Source organism: Grimontia sp. SpTr1 (assembly GCF_947387585.1).
Classification (GTDB): Bacteria; Pseudomonadota; Gammaproteobacteria; order Enterobacterales; family Vibrionaceae; genus Enterovibrio; species Enterovibrio indicus.
The window spans coordinates 129,166-145,644 of sequence record NZ_CANDOD010000012.1; the positions used below are offsets into that span (position 1 = coordinate 129,166).

Here is a 16,479-nt window from a genome sequence, read left to right on the forward strand (position 1 = left end):
AAGAAGATCAATCTTCGCTGAACAGATCGCCACCGTGCATGTCGATCATTTCCAGCGCTTTACCACCACCACGTGCAACACAGGTCAGCGGCTCTTCAGCAACAACAACCGGAATGCCGGTTTCTTCAGTCAGCAGACGGTCAAGGTCGCGAAGCAACGCACCACCACCAGTCAGTACCATACCGCGCTCAGAGATGTCAGATGCCAGCTCTGGCGGACACTGTTCCAGTGCAACCATCACAGCAGACACGATACCTGTCAGCGGCTCTTGCAACGCTTCCAGAATCTCGTTGGAATTCAGCGTAAAGCTACGTGGCACACCTTCTGCGAGGTTGCGGCCGCGTACTTCGATTTCACGTACTTCATCACCTGGGTACGCAGAACCGATTTCGTGCTTGATGCGCTCAGCCGTTGCTTCACCAATCAGGCTGCCGTAGTTACGACGCACATAGTTGATGATGGACTCGTCGAAACGGTCACCACCGATACGTACAGAAGATGAGTAAACCACACCGTTCAGAGAGATAACGGCAACTTCCGTCGTACCACCACCGATATCGACCACCATAGAACCGGTCGCTTCAGACACTGGCAGACCTGCACCGATTGCTGCCGCCATTGGCTCGTCAATCAAATACACCTCACGCGCACCTGCACCCAGTGCAGATTCACGAATTGCACGACGCTCAACTTGAGTAGAACCACAAGGAACTGCCACCAGCACGCGCGGACTAGGGCGCATAAAACTGTGGTCATGAACGGTTTTGATGAAGTGCTGCAGCATTTTCTCGGTCACGTAGAAGTCAGCGATAACGCCGTCTTTCATTGGACGAATGGCTGCGATGTTTCCTGGCGTACGGCCCAGCATTTGTTTTGCTTCATGACCGACTGCCGCGACGCTTTTTGGTGAGCCTGCACGATCTTGACGAATTGCGACAACAGAAGGTTCATCCAGAACGATCCCTTGCCCTTTTACATAGATGAGAGTGTTAGCTGTTCCCAGATCGATAGACAGATCGTTAGAGAACATGCCACGAAGTTTCTTAAACATAATCTTCGGTTAATCCTGCAAGCGTTAAAATTCTTCAAATTCCGCTAAATGTACCAACGCTGACGGGGCGCGGCAAGGTGATGATCTACAAACCTGAATGAGATCTGTCTTTTTTTTCATTCCCCTGTCAATGTGATGTTTTTTTCACCTTTATAGATGACTCGATCACTTCCCCGGTAAAACCCAAAAGTTCCTATTGCGCTGGGATCATCATCAAATTGCGTACCCTGCCAATTATGTTGCAACCAGGTTTGTGGTGCAGCGCTGCCGATCGCCCTATCAAGCCTCTGCCAGTAACGGAACTGCTCCCGGTTTAAATTGCCATTTTGAGCCGGAGCCTTCACAACAAACTCGGAGCGGCCATTTTCGACAGTTTTCGTGTTGATGGTATTGCCTGCATCATCTTTCAGTGAAATCTGAGCTTGCTGATTCACATCGGGATTTGAGCTGAACAACACCTCTTTCTCTCCGATTGTGGTGGAGATCTGTGATGCGTTATCCCGGGTGTTGGTGACAAAGCGCTGACCATTAAACACTTCGACTACAACTGGCATGGTTTGTTCACGCGAAAGATCTTGGGTTTCAGTAAATCCTTCCATTCGCATCCGGCCAAACATAAATTCGCCTTGGGCGAACTCGGCGCCATATTCACCTTCCCCATCAGGGTTTGGTAACTTCTCGACGCACTGGGTTGTAGTACTTTCATTACAGAATCTGAAATCCGTACCATCCCTATCTGGCTGACTCGGATCTACACCCGCAACAAATTTCAACTCGGGATATGGCCCATCAGGCGAACTGCCCTTATCAACCATCATATTGCCGCTGAAGCTAAATCGACTGGCGGTCTCACCATCTCCTATCCAGCGTCCTGTCAAACGACTGCTAGGGTGCTGCCAACGCGATGTGAGGCTTTCATAACCTGTCACAACAGATGACGGTGTCATCGCCCAATCCACAAACTGGGCTTTATCAGCATCATCAAACAAATGGTAATTCTTCACTGCCTGATGCTTAGCGTTCATTGCCAAAACTGTGTATTGCCCTTCGAAAGGCTGGTTCATATAAGTAAAGCCTTCGCCGCCGCTGTCCTGGTGATCGCTGATAGCGGGTGTGATGCTTCCTGACAGAGAGAAATAAGCAGGGTAGAAGCGTCCAACTTCCAATTCTCCCGGATTCACAATCATTCCAAGGTACGGGTTTGTTAGCTTTGAGCGAATGCCGAATGAACCAACATCGCTGATTGAAAGGCCATTGAACCGGTATCGGTAGTTCGCATTCACTTGAGTATGTGCTTTGGGCTCAATCCCATTAATTTGAGCGTCTTTGCCACCTGTAGGTTTTTTTATAATGGCCGTTTCATCCAACGTGACAAACGCTTCCGGAGCACCCATTTTCCAGAAGTTAGGCGTAGCTTCTCTTTGGCAAAATGAAGATGCAAGTGGAGCCTCAGTACCGTTAGTCAAATCCGTTCCAGTCAGATCGTTTCCACCAGACCAAATCACTGGCGTTAACGCCAGACCAAAACTCTCTCCAGCCATTTTGAAAGCGTTATCGGGATTACCCGGCATACCACAGAATGCAAAAGTATATGGGCGGGAGTGAACGATTATGTCTCCGGTTAGCTCAGAAACATAATCTTTGCCTTCAGGCCCATCTGAAGCCTCAATCGCTAATCCGCCTTTATCATCTTCTTTGATATTGGCAAAAATAGGGATATTGATAGGAATGGTGATTTCACCAGCATCATTATACCGAACATCTAGGTCTGCTTTTCCTTCGGTAAAAGTTATCGCATTAGGATTGCTTCCATTCGCAGAAATACCATTTACATAAGCTCGCTTGGTGCCAGTTGAAGGCGTGTCATATTTTGTCGATGCTTCAAGGTCAAAGGTGCCATTGATATGTTTAACACTGCAGCTTTGTCCATTGCCTGCGCTTTTTACAACTTCAATAAGTACATTTTCTTCTTTTCCAGCCACAAGCTTTAATGGACTCCCCGCATTTAAGCGAAGACCTATTTTTTCAAAATGAAAAGGGCCAGCTGTATCCTCTAAAGTTCCTTCTACCTGCTCGCTGTTTTTGAAAGTCCCTTTAACTGAAACATCGCCACCGCTTCCGCCAAGCCAAAGATGAGCGACACCATTTACCACCGGAACATTGTTCATCCACTTGTTAGTACAATCGGCATTAGGCATACCATCTGTAGCCCAACAAGCGTGTTGGTTAGGTGATGTGACAGATACATCTAGCAGACCATTTACATCATCTTGAAGAACATTGTTTGAATCTAAGATAGAGAAAGTCAGAGGAATGCGGTTACAGCCACTGGCGGTGGCGGTTTTTGGTGATATTTCCAATTTATACTCAGTTGGAGAAAAACATCGGCTTTCACCTATAACAGCATTACCACCCTCAACACGTAAATGATTCGCAGTGACGCCACCGATTAGTCTCGTACTTTGTCCAGAGAGTGTGACGTTACCTTGGTTATAAACAAGAGCTTTAAACTCAGCGTTTGACTGGAAATAAAATGTACTGTTTGGATCATGGCCAACAATAGATAAGTTGTCTGGAGAGCCTAAATTATTAAACTTAGCCCCGCCATTTAACGCAAGATCCCTAATGTGAATAACAACTGGCGCTTCAGCTTCAATTATAATTTCTGACGGGACTGGTTGGTCATCGGGCCCGTTCCCCGCAGTTGTCGTTAGGCTGTTAAACCAATATTCTCCACTCCTAAACTTAACCTCAACACCATTTAATGTTACATCACGGTATTTCATTTTCTTGAGATACCCATTATCTGTTACTTCATCGAAGTTCCAGGCATAAACATCTAAATTTTCTTCAACATCCTGAAATTCAGGCAGTACAGGCGGAGAAACAATCAGGCTGGTATCTATCTCGCAAGGTCCAGTTTCGCCCAAATACGAACATGTGTCGGGTCCAATCTGAGTTCCGTCATGCTCATTTATTTCATAAAAACCTACTTTAAAATCCTTTGTGCCGGAAATTTGTCCACTTGCATTAATCCAGAGAGTGCCATTCAAACGACCTGTAAATTCATCAACATGATTTGTTTGGGCCGGACCAGGAAAAATATCACATATATTTTCTTTAAAATTGCTCGCGAGAGCTGGCAAGGACACTAAGCAAAGAGAGATAAAAAGACACCAATTAGAGACAATTGCTTTGTTCATTCAATTCCCCTTGCCCAGCTTTCCTGAATCCTAACAACCTGATGCGCATCGCTACCGCATTGCCCCTTGCTCTCAACGTGGTATTGCACAAACTCCCCTGTATCAATGGCTTCGCAGGTCACTGAAACCGAACAGCCGCGAAGACCTGCGGCACTAAAACTCGTCACAACAGGTGTTTCACTGCATGTTGCTACAGGTAGATTGTTGGCATCTTTAGCTAGCGGAAATAGCCTCGCCATCGCCATTTCAGTGCCACTGTTTGCCGCAAGCCAGGCACGGGTGCCCAACACTTCACGGGTAGTGGTATCGCTTTGTGAGGAGGTGATTTGCATCAGCGCGGCACCGAGAGCCGCCAAGGCTGTCATCGCAAATACCGCGATGATTAACATGCTGCCTTTTTGGTGTTTGGGATAAGAAAATTTAAGGTGCATTGAGAACCTGCACTTGTTGGTTATAAACCGAAGATTCGCCGGATTGGCTGAACTTGTAGGTGATATCGATCAGGTTACCGCTTGCTAAAGATGTGGTGCCCAAATTAAATCCGCTGCCGGCAGCAATGTTCATTGCCAAAGTTTTACTGTTCTGAGTGCCATTATTGATACGACGTCGAAGCTCACCGTTTTCAAAACAGAAATTGACCGAGTTTTCGTAGATATAAAATCGACGGGAGGGTGACTCGGCAGGCCAAGGGTTAGCTGCAATTTTTGATGTAGTTATTGTATTGCCAGAAACGCCCGTGATCTGGTAGCTGTTATCTCCAGTAAGGTCGGCTGGCGATGAAGGCAAGAATACAATCCGATGATTCCCATCATTTACCTTGTTCTGCCAATTGGAATCTTTGGTAGACAGCGCAACGCTTAGCGTATTTTCTCCCTCCACCAACTGATGGTAGGTGCCGGAATAGCGAATCGGTGTAAAAACCATACATTCACCACCAGCATAAACAGCAAGGCTGTTTGGCACCGCATGTCGTAGCTCTCTACCTACGCGCTCAACCGCAAAACGGGCTTCAGATTGCAAGGCTTCACGGTTTCGTGATTCCACATAGCCTGAAGCGCTGGATTCGACAAAGCCAAAAATACCAACGGAAACAATCGCCAGAATCGTCAAAGTGACGATTAGCTCGACCAGCGTAAATCCGCGGGGTTGGCGGGTAAACAAAGCCATCAGAAGTTACTCCGATAGGCCGTGAAGTCGTATCGGCCAAAACTGCCGGTATCAACATACAGGTCGATGCGTTTATAGAGTCTGGCATTGTTGGTGCTGTCAGCAAAAGTACTGCTGTCGTACTCGACATTGATATCGACAGTGAACTCTTTGTAATCCGACGCAGAGCCTCCAACCAGAGCACTCAAATCACCTCTATGGGTTCGAGTACAGGCAGAGCTTCCTCCCCAGCACCCGATATAGTCTTCGACAGCGACAAAACCCGTTCCTGCTGAAAGTGGAGAAGAACAGGTTTGGATTGGATTCGGCGCAACAATACCCTGCGCTAAAACCGCATCAGCGTCTTCATCACAGCGCCAGCGGCTGCCGTTGGGGTCGGATTCTTTATCAAACTGACGTGCCAGAATCTCGTTCATCACTGCTTGTCCTAACGCAGCTGCGCGGGCTTCATGATGCGGATTGGCAGATTTGGCGAACATAGGGAAAAGGGTGGTACTAAGCAGCACCATGGCAACACCAAACACAACGATGCCAATCACTAACTCCACCAGCGTATAGCCACACTGATGGTTTGGAATTCGATAGGTTTTTTCAGCTGCAGGCACGGAAATAGCCCTCGCTGTTTAAGCAAATTTTGGCTGAACTCGTCCCTTGTGAGAGAGTAAATACACACGCAGAAGAGGTACAAAGACGATTGCCTACTGAATTTACCGGGCGCCCCAGCAAATCAAAATAAATCGTTTGAGCGGGTGAAATGCGAACCTGAGAGTCGCTTAAATCCACCACATCACTGCGGTTGTCACCAAAACCACAGGCAGAGTTGCTACTGCCCCCCATTCGGGAGGCAGCAACGTACAGGGCATTGCAAGCAGAAGAAGGGCTCTCCTGCTGCATCGCCCTGAGCTGGACTTGTCTGGCGACAGACAAGCCCATATCCCGCGCACTGATGACTGAAAAAGCTTCAGTTCCCGACAAGCGCGGTACAGCAAATATACTAATAATGCCGAGTATGACCAAAACGGTGATGAGCTCGATTAAGGTGAAGCCGCGAACTTTCACTCGCTTTAGTTTTCTTAGCTGCAAGAGGTATTAATAGTTGTAGATGCAGCTGTAACTTCGCCAGAATCGGCATCTTTTGTTGCACCGGTATACTGAACAAAACATTTAGTCGCATCAGTTGCGCCTTTTAGACCAAACTTGATTGACGTTTTGTCGGTATCATCATCTAGTTGAGTCCAATCACCACTCTCCAGGCCAACAACGGCTTTAACAATACCTGCTGCCGAAGCTTCTGGATATGAGTTAGCCACTGTAATTCCATCAACCGAACCGTCTGTCACGCCTTTCAGTGCTGCCTTTCCTACTACAATCCCAGATGCACCGTCTACAGCGCCTTTGAGACCTTGAAGCGCAGCTGCCTTAGCATCATCCTGAAAGTTCAAAAACTTAGGCGCAGCAGTAACCGCCAGAATACCCAGAATTACGATCACAACGATCATTTCAATCAGCGTAAAACCGCCTTGACGTTTCATTTTACTTCTCCAGTTTCTCTCAATACTTCTACGCGGCCCGATGCCGGGTAGTAAGCAAAAACATGACGCGCCGAATTTGACGGGTCATCACTCCAAATACCGGCGCGCGCCGGCCTCTCAAATCGGCAATAAGGTTGGGCGTTGTTACCTTTGTCCTTCACCACTATTGCGCGAATCTTTGGCTGCGAGATTGGTTCTGCCGCAGCCTGTAATCTGTCATCCAGCCAGTAAAGCTGGTCAGTAAATTGCTCCAACAATGCACCGCAATCTTCGGCGCGTATTGCTGTCAGTGTTTTTGCGCCATTTCCCAGCGCAAAAGGAAAACCTTGTTGATGGTTACCTGTTGGGTTCAATCGGAAACTGACATCTTCAACAGTAACGATATCTTTTTGTTTACTCTCGTTTTTTAAAGCAGCTCGCAAATGCACATTCTTGGCCGAACCTTCAAACGCATTGGCGAGATAACGAAACTCCACTTCATCCGCAAACTGCATCACACGCTCAAAAGCCGGAATCGCTGCCATCACGACAATACCGGTAATCGCGGTAAGTAAAGCCCACTGGGCAGCACTGCTTTCCCTGAACCTAAAAATCCAGCGCATTTAGCCGCCGCGGATCAGGTCGAGCATGTTCCACATCGGCAGGAAAATACCCAATGCAAGGATCAACACCATGCCAGCCACAATCAGCAGAAGAATAGGCTCCATGCGGGCCGATAGGGTTTTCAGGTCGTAATCCACTTCGCGATCGTAAAAGTCGCTCGCTTCCAGCAGCAGGTTATCAATCTGGCCGGTTTCCTCGCCCACCTGAATCATCTGGTGAACCAGTGGTGTAAACAGTTGGCTGTCTGCCGTGACGGAACTGAGGTTAATCCCCGACTCTATCGCCGCTTTCATCTTGTCCACTTCGCCGCCAAGAAAGTGGTTATCCAGCGCTTCACCAGACATTTGCAGCGCAGTATTAAGCGGCACACCTGCGCGCAGCATCAGGGCGAATGTTCGCGAGAAGCGCGACATCAAGGCTCGGTTAACCAAGTTACCGACCAGCGGAATGCGCAGCTTAAATCTGTCCCACTTCACCCGCCCTTGCTCTGTGTTTTTCCACACTTGTAAGCCTGCCACCAAGCAAACCGTGCCGAAGACCAGCAGCCACCAGAAATCGACAAAGAAGCTCGATGTCGCCATCAAAATCTTGGTCGGCAGCGGCAAATCAGAGCCGAACTTGGCAAACATGCCGGCAAACTGCGGGATCACTTTGACGTTCAAAAACGCCATCGCGCCGATGATCACCATCAACACAAATGTCGGGTAACGCAGCGCCGATTTAATCCGGCGGCGGGTTTCCATTTCCTGCTCGTAATATTCAGCCAACTGGAGCATGGCATCATCGAGACGACCTGTGTTTTCACCCACCTGTACCAGCGAGACAAACAAATCACTGAACACATTTTCGTGGTCGCGCATTGCCGCCGACATAGGGCGACCGTTGGAAAGCTCATTGGCAACGCTTTCAAGCGCCGCTTTCAATGGCTTATCCGTGGTGCTTTGCGCCAAGCCTTTAATGGCACGCAGCAGCGGGACACCCGCCTTAATCAAGCTGTACGCCTGACGACTGAAAATCACCAGCGATTCCAGTTTCACCTTTGGCTGGAACAGCGGTGCATTAGCTTTTTGTGCCCGCGCCTTGGTGACTTCCAGTGACAACAACACCGCGCCAGACGCCGACACATTGGCGATCGCATCGCTCTCGCTGGCAGCTTCAATAATCGCCGAAACACGTTTTCCGTTCGGCTTGCGCGCGGTGTAGCGATACCTTGGCATCAGGCACCTATCAGCGACATCGCCGCCGCTTCAGAAAGCTTCATCGCCTCTTCCAGCGAGGTTTGTCCCTGCTTGGCAAAATCCAGCGCACTGTGAACCAATGGCTTGTAACCTGCCTGCTGTTCAGCCAGCGCAGAGAACAATTGGGTGTCATTAGCACGCAATGCATCCATCAATTCTGGGGTGATTTCCAGAAGCTCAAACACACCAATTCGGCCTTTGTAGCCGGTAAAGTTACAGCTCTGACAGCCTCGGCCCTTGTAGAAGCCATGGCCTGCCATTTCCGGGCGTGTGGTCGTCAGCCAAACCTGTTCCACATCGTCAGTGGCGTGAGGCACTTTACAGTCCGGACAGATACGGCGGATCAGCCGCTGCGCCAGCACCGCGCGAACAGCACTCGCCACCAGATAACCCGGCGCTTCCATATCCAGAAGACGTAGCGCACTGTCGATGGCGTTATTGGTATGCAAGGTCGAGAGCACCAGGTGACCGGTCAGCGCCGCGCGAAGACCAATTTCTACGGTTTCAAGGTCACGCATCTCACCGACCAGGATGATATCCGGGTCCTGACGAAGGAAAGTACGCAGCGAGGAAGAAAAGCTCAGGCCAATCTTGCTTTGAATTTGCACCTGACTGATACGCGGCAGACGGTATTCCACCGGATCTTCCGCCGTCAGGATCTTTTTGCCCGGCACATTCAGCTCATTGAGCGCGCCATAAAGCGTGGTGGTTTTACCCGAACCTGTCGGGCCGGTCACCAGAATCATGCCGTGTGGACGGCGAAGCTGGTTTCGGAAACGCGCCAGCATCTGAGCGTCCATACCGACTTCTTCCAGTTGCAGCACACCGGCCGACTGGTTAAGAAGACGCATCACCACAGACTCGCCGTATTGCACCGGAAGCGTCGACACACGCACGTCGATAGCATTGCCACGGACATTGATGTTGAAGCGGCCATCCTGCGGCAAACGCTTTTCGGAGATATCCATGCCGCTCATCAGCTTTAAGCGCAGTACCAGTGCAGAAGCAATTGCACGCTCTTTCAGCAAAGTTTCATGCAGCACGCCATCAATACGCTGACGGATACGCAGTGCGTCAGCATCTGGCTCGATGTGAATGTCCGAAGCATTCACCTGCACCGCGTCTTCAAACAGCGAATTGATCAGCTTAACGACAGTGACTTCTTCAGATTGCTCTTCTTCTGCACCAAAGCTTTGCTCAAGCTTCACACCGTGTTCGGCCTGCAAACGCTCGGCGAACGAGGCGATTTCGCTGGTGCGACGGTAGTAGCGATCAAACGCATCGATCAACGGCTGCTCTGCCGTGATCAGAAGTTCTACCTGATATTGATGAAGCTGGTTCAGCACACTTTCCTGTGAAGCCAGATCCGCAGGATCGGACATCGCCACACGAACCGTGTTACCGATACGGCCAATCACCAGCGCGCGAAGACGTCGGGCATGCACTTCTGGCAGCAAACTGACGGCACTTGGATCGACTTGCGTCAGACTGAGATCAATCAGTGGTACACCAAGCTGACGGGCAAGGAAGTCCAGCATCTGACTTTCGGTCAGAATGCCCATTTCCATCAGGGTATCGCCAAGCTTACGTCCGGTTTCAGACTGACGAGCCAGCGCAGCATTCAGATGTGCATCAGTGATGATGTGCTCTTCAACCAGCAGGTCGCCAAGACGTTTTCGAAGTTTAACGGCCATCTGTTGCTCCCTGTTTCAGGTTCTGAAGGTAAACCAGACGCTGGCGGGCAAAGTTCACTGACTGGTTACTCAAACCGCCAGATTGAACGGCTTTGCCATAAGCCTTTTCGGCTTCCGCATTGGCACCGGTTTTCTCAGCAGACACACCCAGTCCCAGCCACCAGCGACCGTCCATCGGCTCTTGCTCTGTCAGCCATTGATAGCTTTGCTTGGCTTCTAGATTCTTACCCAGCTTTTGCGCCAAGGCCGCGCGCATGGAAACGAATCGTACCTGCTCGCCATCCAGCAAATGCACTGACGAAGACAGCACATTCAGCGCAGATTCTTCACTGCCACTTTGCTGGTACATGCGCGCCAGTGTAAGTTTCAATGTTGCGGAGTTCGGGTTGGCGCTGATGCCTTTACGCAGCACGTTTTCTGCATCTCGCAATTGACTGCGACCATACAGAAGTCCCGCCAATTGGTTGGTGGCAGCAATGTGGCTCGGGTTGTATTTCACCGCATCACGCAGAAAAGCGACGGCTTTTTGTGTATCACCGACTTGGGCGCGCTTCTGCGCTTTGTCATAAGCAATATCCGCCAACTGCTCGCCAGTCAGTTCAATGGTTTCCACTGACAGGGAAGCTTCTTGTTCCACTTTTTCTTGCACAGGCGCGGCTTTAACACTCTCAACGTTCGCCATCAGCACGGGCTCAGAGACTTGTTCAGTCGCTATGGTTTCGGCTTTGGTTTCAAAGGTTGGCTCAACAGCAACAACAGGCGTCGCCTTCATCGCCACATAGCTGACCTCACTTTTCACCACTTTCTGAGTAGGAGAAGGTAAAGCTTTTGGCGCTGGCTCCACGAAAACAGGCTCCGGCGTCAGCATTGGCGTAATTAAGAAGGTTTTCTCACTGCCTACCGAGACCGCCCATGAAATACCTGTCGCGCCCACTAACGTCGCCACCAGTGCCAGCACGACACGTGCAAAGCGAAAGCCCCATACAGAAGGGATTGATGCAACAGAGAGGCGTTTCTCACTGTTTTGCTGCGACGAAAGGTCGCTCAACATGCGGTTTAATTCACTCATGATTTCCTACCCCCAAACGGCCTGAAGCACAGAGTGCTTGCGGGCGAGAGGTGTATCTTTAATGGCAAGGCGTACAGCATGCGCGCTGACGCGGCGTTTGCCCCTGCCAAAACTCAATAACAGCGATTTATGGCAAAGCTGATGCACCAGTCGCGGAATGCCCTGACTCGCGACCCAAATGCGGCGCTTAGCCCACGTAGAGAACAGTGGCGAAGCGCCCTGTTCTTGTAATCTGTGGTCGATATAAGCCGAGGTTTCGGCAAAGCTCAGCGGCGTCAACTCGGCGCTAAAACTGATACGCTGCAGTAGCTGGCGCATATTGTGCTGTGACAGGCGCTCATCAAGTTCTGGTTGGCCGAACATAATCAGCTGAATCAGCTTACGCTGCTCGGTTTCCAGATTGCCCAGCAGGCGGATCGCTTCCAGCACTTCATCTGGCATGGCCTGCGCTTCATCGCAAAGGATCACAACCGGCTTTTCATCTCGCGCTACGATAATGGCCGCCTGTTGGATTGCACCAAGTAGCTTGTCCTCTGTCACCTGGTCATCAATGCCAAGCTCATCAGCAATCAGGCGATGCAACCCTGCCACCGTATTGGCGGGGTTTGGCAGAAATACCAAGGTAAAGCTTTCGCTCAGAGCTTTGAGCACCAAACGGCACACCATGGTTTTTCCTGTACCCACCTCGCCAGTCACTTTGACCAAGCCTTCGCCCATTTCCATCGCCGACACGCAGGTATTTATCGCATCCACGTGCGAGCGCACGCCGAAAAAGCAGCGTGTGTCTGGGGTTAAGCTAAATGGCGCGGCATTGAGGCCAAAGTGCGACATATACATAGGGTTGGCTTAGTTTTCCGGGAACCAGTCGTTCAACAGCTGACGTGAACGGTTGATCTCTTCTTGCCAGGTTTGCTCACCCACCACAGAAGGTTGCAGCAAGATCACCAGTTCGGTTTTCTGCTTCATGCGGTTCACGTTGCGGAACAGATTGCCTAGACCCGGAATATCGCCGAGAAGTGGCACTTTAGAGACCATTTCTTCGTAGCTCGATTTCATCAGGCCACCAATGACGACCACATCGCCAGATTGAGCATGAATGATAGAGTCCGACTCACGGATAGAGGTCTTAGCCAGTGGCAACACATAAGGCTGTGATGAAGTGCCAAGTTGGATGGTTTTCTCTTCCGTCACCACATCAATCACCGCTGGGTGAACATGCAGCAGTACGCCATTGTCATCGTCGATTTGCGGCGTCACATCCAGGGAGATGCCCGAGAAGAAAGGTGTTAATTCGATGTTCGGGCCGGAGTCTGAGTTATCGCCTGAGGTATCGCTGGATGAAATGTCCGTGACAAAATACTCGTCACCACCGACTTTAATGACCGCTTTCTGGTTGTTGGCAGCAGTGACACGAGGACTCGACAGCACATTCACATCGCCCTGTGTATCAAGGAAGTTCATCACCGCGGAGAAATTGCCATCCGAGATGGTGATGTTGGTTTGTCCACCGATCACATTGGAAATAAAGTCGCCGGCAAGTTCTGCCGCGTCTCGTGTGATTTCCACACCACCGCTGCCAATCGATGACGTAATATCCGACCAGTTAACACCCTGCTGATAGCCATCACTCAAGGTCACTTCGAGGATTTTGGCTTCCAGAATAACCTGACGCTTCAGACGTGCTTGTGATGCATCGAGAAAACGTTTCACTTCGCGAAGTTCATTCGGGTATGCCTTCACCGTGATAAGGCTCGCCTGCGGGGAGACCACAATGCTGCGTCCATCGCCATTACCAATCATGGCCGCGACAGCGCGTTCGAGCTGCGCCCAGAAATTGCTTTCCGCACGGGTTTCAATCACGGTTCCGCCGGTTGGCACTGAGGTACGCTCAGTTTTTTCATCATCTCCGCTGCCAGAGCTGGAATCCGTTGAAACGGCACCTGTGCTGATAGAAGTCAATGACACCCCAGCGCGTTGAAGCTGAAGGTAATCCACAGGGAAAGTTTCCGTGCGCAGTACCGCCGGGAAAATCTGGATCAGGCGACCATTGGTTTCGACGTTGTAGCCGTAGATATCAGAAACCACTTCCAGCGCTTCAGGCACGGTGACATCTTTCAGGGAAACCGTGACCTTCCCGCTCACTTCCGGGTGCATCACCAAATTGAAATCCGTGCCTTGCACCAAAGAGCCAAAGAAGGCTTTGGCATCCACATTGTTGGCATTGATGCGCAGGCGTTTTTCGGTCAACACGCCACTGCCAGAGGTGTCAGAGAAGCCCCCCATCAAATCCTGAGTGACCGCATCTGGCAATTCCGTCAATGGCTGGGAAGTGCTCTGTGCATAGGCCTCGTTCAGCGCTTCCTGTATTTCAGTTGGCTTTTGATGTCCCACGCTCTGACACGCCGACAACAGCATCGCTGCGGCGAAGGTCAGTAAACCTTTGCTCAGTAATGAATGTGTCTTCACTGTACTACCTGCTCGTTAAATACGGTCAATGCCCAACGCTTACCACCTCGGCTCAGCGTTACGCGCTCTTCATTGATTTGGCTGACAACGTAGCCATTAATGCTTTGGCCTTTCCTCACGCTCTTGCCATTCAGCACGGCAGAGCAACTGCCATCGCTCGCACACAAAATGGCGTCCAGTTTTGGCAAACGGTACACCTTTTTCTTCGCAGGCTGAGAGGAAGGCGTAAAGCCTAGCGGCGCTGTCGGATCGCTCTCTGCTAAAGACGTTATCGGCAGCAAAAGCGAAAACATAATCAGAACGCTATTCAGTAATTTCATTTTTGCCCCCGATAAACACGGCACTTTCACCCAGGGTGTAAACCTCAATGGTGACTTCAGCCTTCGGGTATTCCTTCACGCTGTAGTCCACGCTTTGCCAGTAGTATTTGACGGGCAAGGCTTCCAGTGCACTCAGGTAATCGACAATATCGAAGTAACGCCCTTCCAGCGTGATTTCGACAGGATGGATGTAGTAACCCGCATCCTCAGTGTCTGTCAGTTGTTGCGGCGGCAAGGAGTTCATTGATACCAGCGTCAAACGCTCAGACTGTCTCAGCACAGCTTCCATCAATGAAGACATTTGGGCGGCAGTAACCAAACCATCCACTTTGCGCTCCATTTCGCTATCAAGGGCTGAAATCTCTTGATTGAGTGTTGCCAACTCGGCTTCAAGCTCAGTGTTTGGTGAGGTGTGCAGCTTTTCCTGCTTCAGACGATTGAGTGTCACCAAGTCTTCGGTCGTGCGCTCTGACTGAAGAATCTGCGTTTCCAGCTGTGCCAGCGTCTTACTTACAGGCTCTATAAAGAGGAACAAACCCAAGCCGAGAATCGCTATCCAGCCTGCCAGTGCAATCATCCACTGTTCGCGGATACTCAGAGCCTCAAACGCGTCTTTACCGCGGGTGAGTAGTGCATTCATTTCGCGCTCTCCCCGCTTTCACGTTTGGATACCAGATTGAAGTTCAGGCGGTTTTTCTCATCGCGGCTCAGCGCCATTTGCTCGAAAACACGATCTGCCAGTGGTGGCTGAGAATTGAATGTCTGCAGCCAAGCAGGAACAGAAGCGGGAGTGGCAGCCAGTCCGCTCAAATCGAGCGACTGTTGACTAACAGAAATAGAAGACACGGAAATATCGCGGCGAGAAAGTGAGGCCAGCGCACGGAAGGTATCTGCGTGACCTTGCTGAAGTGCAGCGTCATGCTGCTTCACCGCAGCCAACGCACGGCGCTTAGCGTCAATGGCGGCTTTTTTCTCATTCACCTCATTGGTCAGGCTTACCGATGGCAGATGCAAAGCCATTTGCTCGTTAAGCTCATCGGATAGACTCTGTGCGCTCTGTCGCTCGCTGTCTGCCAGTGAAAAAAACTTCTCGGCTTGCACCAGTGAAAATTGTTGGTAAGCAGCCACTAACACCACTAGCAGTGAGGTTGCGCCCCATACCAGCAGCATTTTTTCGAACGTCAGCAGCGGCGCTTTGGGCGACAGATCGTCGCTGAATAGGTTCACATCCGGAGAATAGTCGCGGCTTAACGCGGCCATCGCAATGTGTTGATGATGGGCACCGGTATCAAAAAGCTGCTGCGGGCGCACCGCAACAGATAAACGTGAAGACAGTTGAAACGCCAACTCGGTATCGTCGATGCCATGAACACTGACGACCAATCCTGTCACTTGCGCGCTTTTCAGTTGTGACCGCAAATAATCGAGCGAACGCTGTACTTCCAATGCTAAGTCATCAACAACCGATGGGGGCATCATTTGCCCTTCCAGCATCACACCGCGGATCTGGCGTTGAAAACAAAGACGTCCCAGATGGAATGCAGCCAACTGCAACACGCCATGGCTATCACGACTCAGTACCATCTCGGTTTTATCCAGTTGCGTCCACTGGCGCAGCGCCACATCTTCAAGGGATACGTTAGTGAGTCGGCACTGACTTTTTTCCAGCGCTTTGCTGAACTGGACAAGCGGCAGCTTGTGGCAGACAAATGCCTGAAAACGGTTTGCCACTGGCGAGCTAAAGCCATCAGCGACAATGTCCGACAGCGAATCAGAAATGAAGTCTTTCAGCTGAAATGGTAAAGCTGCGCGTTTGTCTTCATCAGATAAACCGGGATCATCAATCAACAGGGATTGATAGAGGCCATGCCCGAGCACCAGATGTACGTCTGCCTTGCTGATCCCGTGACGGGAAATCAGTTGGGTCGCTGCCGTCCAAGGGTCAGATTGGGTAACGGCCTGCGCGTCCAATTGCGTCTTTTCATTGTCATCCTGATACGCGATCACCACCTGTTCGGCAGACGCGACAAGGCTGACAATACCCCGTTGTTTTACAGGGGAAAATTTTGCAAAAAGAGTAGAAACTGCCATCTGCACCTAATAATTGCTCGGGAAATGTTAATAAAGTGTTTGAAG

At 50.5% G+C, this 16,479-nt stretch carries 16 protein-coding genes; all 16 read right to left on the bottom strand.

Annotated features, from left to right (window positions below):
- Positions 1-7 precede the first annotated feature (7 nt).
- The 16 genes from mreB to QL223_RS17140 all read right to left on the bottom strand — a co-directional run bounded on the left by mreB (position 8) and on the right by QL223_RS17140 (position 16,434).
- Complete coding sequence (gene mreB / locus QL223_RS17065) at positions 8-1,051, bottom strand: rod shape-determining protein MreB (protein WP_002537278.1); 1,044 nt, start codon at positions 1,049-1,051, stop codon at positions 8-10.
- A 116-nt stretch (positions 1,052-1,167) separates the two neighbouring features.
- The gene (locus QL223_RS17070; RefSeq protein ID WP_281545396.1) at positions 1,168-4,254 is read right to left on the bottom strand and encodes a DUF6701 domain-containing protein; all 3,087 of its coding nucleotides are present in this window, start codon (positions 4,252-4,254) and stop codon (positions 1,168-1,170) included.
- Entirely contained in the window at positions 4,251-4,685 is a 435-nt protein-coding gene (locus QL223_RS17075) for an MSHA biogenesis protein MshP (RefSeq protein WP_281545397.1), read from the bottom strand. Before QL223_RS17075 ends, QL223_RS17070 begins: the two co-directional genes overlap by 4 nt.
- Positions 4,675-5,421, bottom strand: a complete 747-nt coding sequence (locus QL223_RS17080) for a prepilin-type N-terminal cleavage/methylation domain-containing protein (protein WP_281545398.1) — start codon at positions 5,419-5,421, stop codon at positions 4,675-4,677. The genes QL223_RS17075 and QL223_RS17080 overlap by 11 nt, the downstream gene beginning before the upstream one ends.
- The gene (locus QL223_RS17085) at positions 5,421-6,026 is read right to left on the bottom strand and encodes a prepilin-type N-terminal cleavage/methylation domain-containing protein (RefSeq protein WP_281545399.1); all 606 of its coding nucleotides are present in this window, start codon (positions 6,024-6,026) and stop codon (positions 5,421-5,423) included. The genes QL223_RS17080 and QL223_RS17085 overlap by 1 nt, the downstream gene beginning before the upstream one ends.
- A complete protein-coding gene (locus tag QL223_RS17090; RefSeq protein WP_281545400.1) occupies positions 6,013-6,480 on the bottom strand; it encodes a type II secretion system protein in 468 nt (155 codons plus the stop codon). The genes QL223_RS17085 and QL223_RS17090 overlap by 14 nt, the downstream gene beginning before the upstream one ends.
- A gap of 14 nt (positions 6,481-6,494) precedes the next feature.
- The gene (locus tag QL223_RS17095) at positions 6,495-6,953 is read right to left on the bottom strand and encodes a prepilin-type N-terminal cleavage/methylation domain-containing protein (protein WP_281545401.1); all 459 of its coding nucleotides are present in this window, start codon (positions 6,951-6,953) and stop codon (positions 6,495-6,497) included.
- The gene (locus tag QL223_RS17100; RefSeq protein ID WP_281545402.1) at positions 6,950-7,555 is read right to left on the bottom strand and encodes a hypothetical protein; all 606 of its coding nucleotides are present in this window, start codon (positions 7,553-7,555) and stop codon (positions 6,950-6,952) included. The genes QL223_RS17095 and QL223_RS17100 overlap by 4 nt, the downstream gene beginning before the upstream one ends.
- Positions 7,556-8,773 (bottom strand): type II secretion system F family protein, encoded by a 1,218-nt coding sequence (locus QL223_RS17105; protein WP_281545403.1) that lies wholly within the window; start codon positions 8,771-8,773, stop codon positions 7,556-7,558.
- Entirely contained in the window at positions 8,773-10,488 is a 1,716-nt protein-coding gene (locus QL223_RS17110; RefSeq protein WP_281545404.1) for a type II/IV secretion system protein, read from the bottom strand. The genes QL223_RS17105 and QL223_RS17110 overlap by 1 nt, the downstream gene beginning before the upstream one ends.
- Positions 10,478-11,557 (bottom strand): tetratricopeptide repeat protein, encoded by a 1,080-nt coding sequence (locus QL223_RS17115; protein ID WP_281545405.1) that lies wholly within the window; start codon positions 11,555-11,557, stop codon positions 10,478-10,480. Before QL223_RS17115 ends, QL223_RS17110 begins: the two co-directional genes overlap by 11 nt.
- A gap of 6 nt (positions 11,558-11,563) precedes the next feature.
- A complete protein-coding gene (locus QL223_RS17120; RefSeq protein WP_281545406.1) occupies positions 11,564-12,394 on the bottom strand; it encodes an AAA family ATPase in 831 nt (276 codons plus the stop codon).
- 9 nt (positions 12,395-12,403) lie between these two features.
- Positions 12,404-13,972, bottom strand: a complete 1,569-nt coding sequence (gene mshL / locus QL223_RS17125) for a pilus (MSHA type) biogenesis protein MshL (protein WP_281545424.1) — start codon at positions 13,970-13,972, stop codon at positions 12,404-12,406.
- A 47-nt stretch (positions 13,973-14,019) separates the two neighbouring features.
- On the bottom strand, positions 14,020-14,343 hold the full coding sequence (locus QL223_RS17130; RefSeq protein WP_046304843.1) for an MSHA biogenesis protein MshK: 324 nt from the start codon (positions 14,341-14,343) through the stop codon (positions 14,020-14,022).
- Positions 14,327-14,983 carry a type 4a pilus biogenesis protein PilO gene (gene pilO, locus QL223_RS17135; RefSeq protein WP_281545407.1) on the bottom strand — a complete coding sequence of 219 codons (657 nt, stop codon included), beginning with the start codon at positions 14,981-14,983 and terminating at the stop codon, positions 14,327-14,329. Before pilO ends, QL223_RS17130 begins: the two co-directional genes overlap by 17 nt.
- Positions 14,980-16,434, bottom strand: a complete 1,455-nt coding sequence (locus tag QL223_RS17140) for an MSHA biogenesis protein MshI (protein ID WP_281545408.1) — start codon at positions 16,432-16,434, stop codon at positions 14,980-14,982. Before QL223_RS17140 ends, pilO begins: the two co-directional genes overlap by 4 nt.
- Positions 16,435-16,479: the final 45 nt, after the last annotated feature.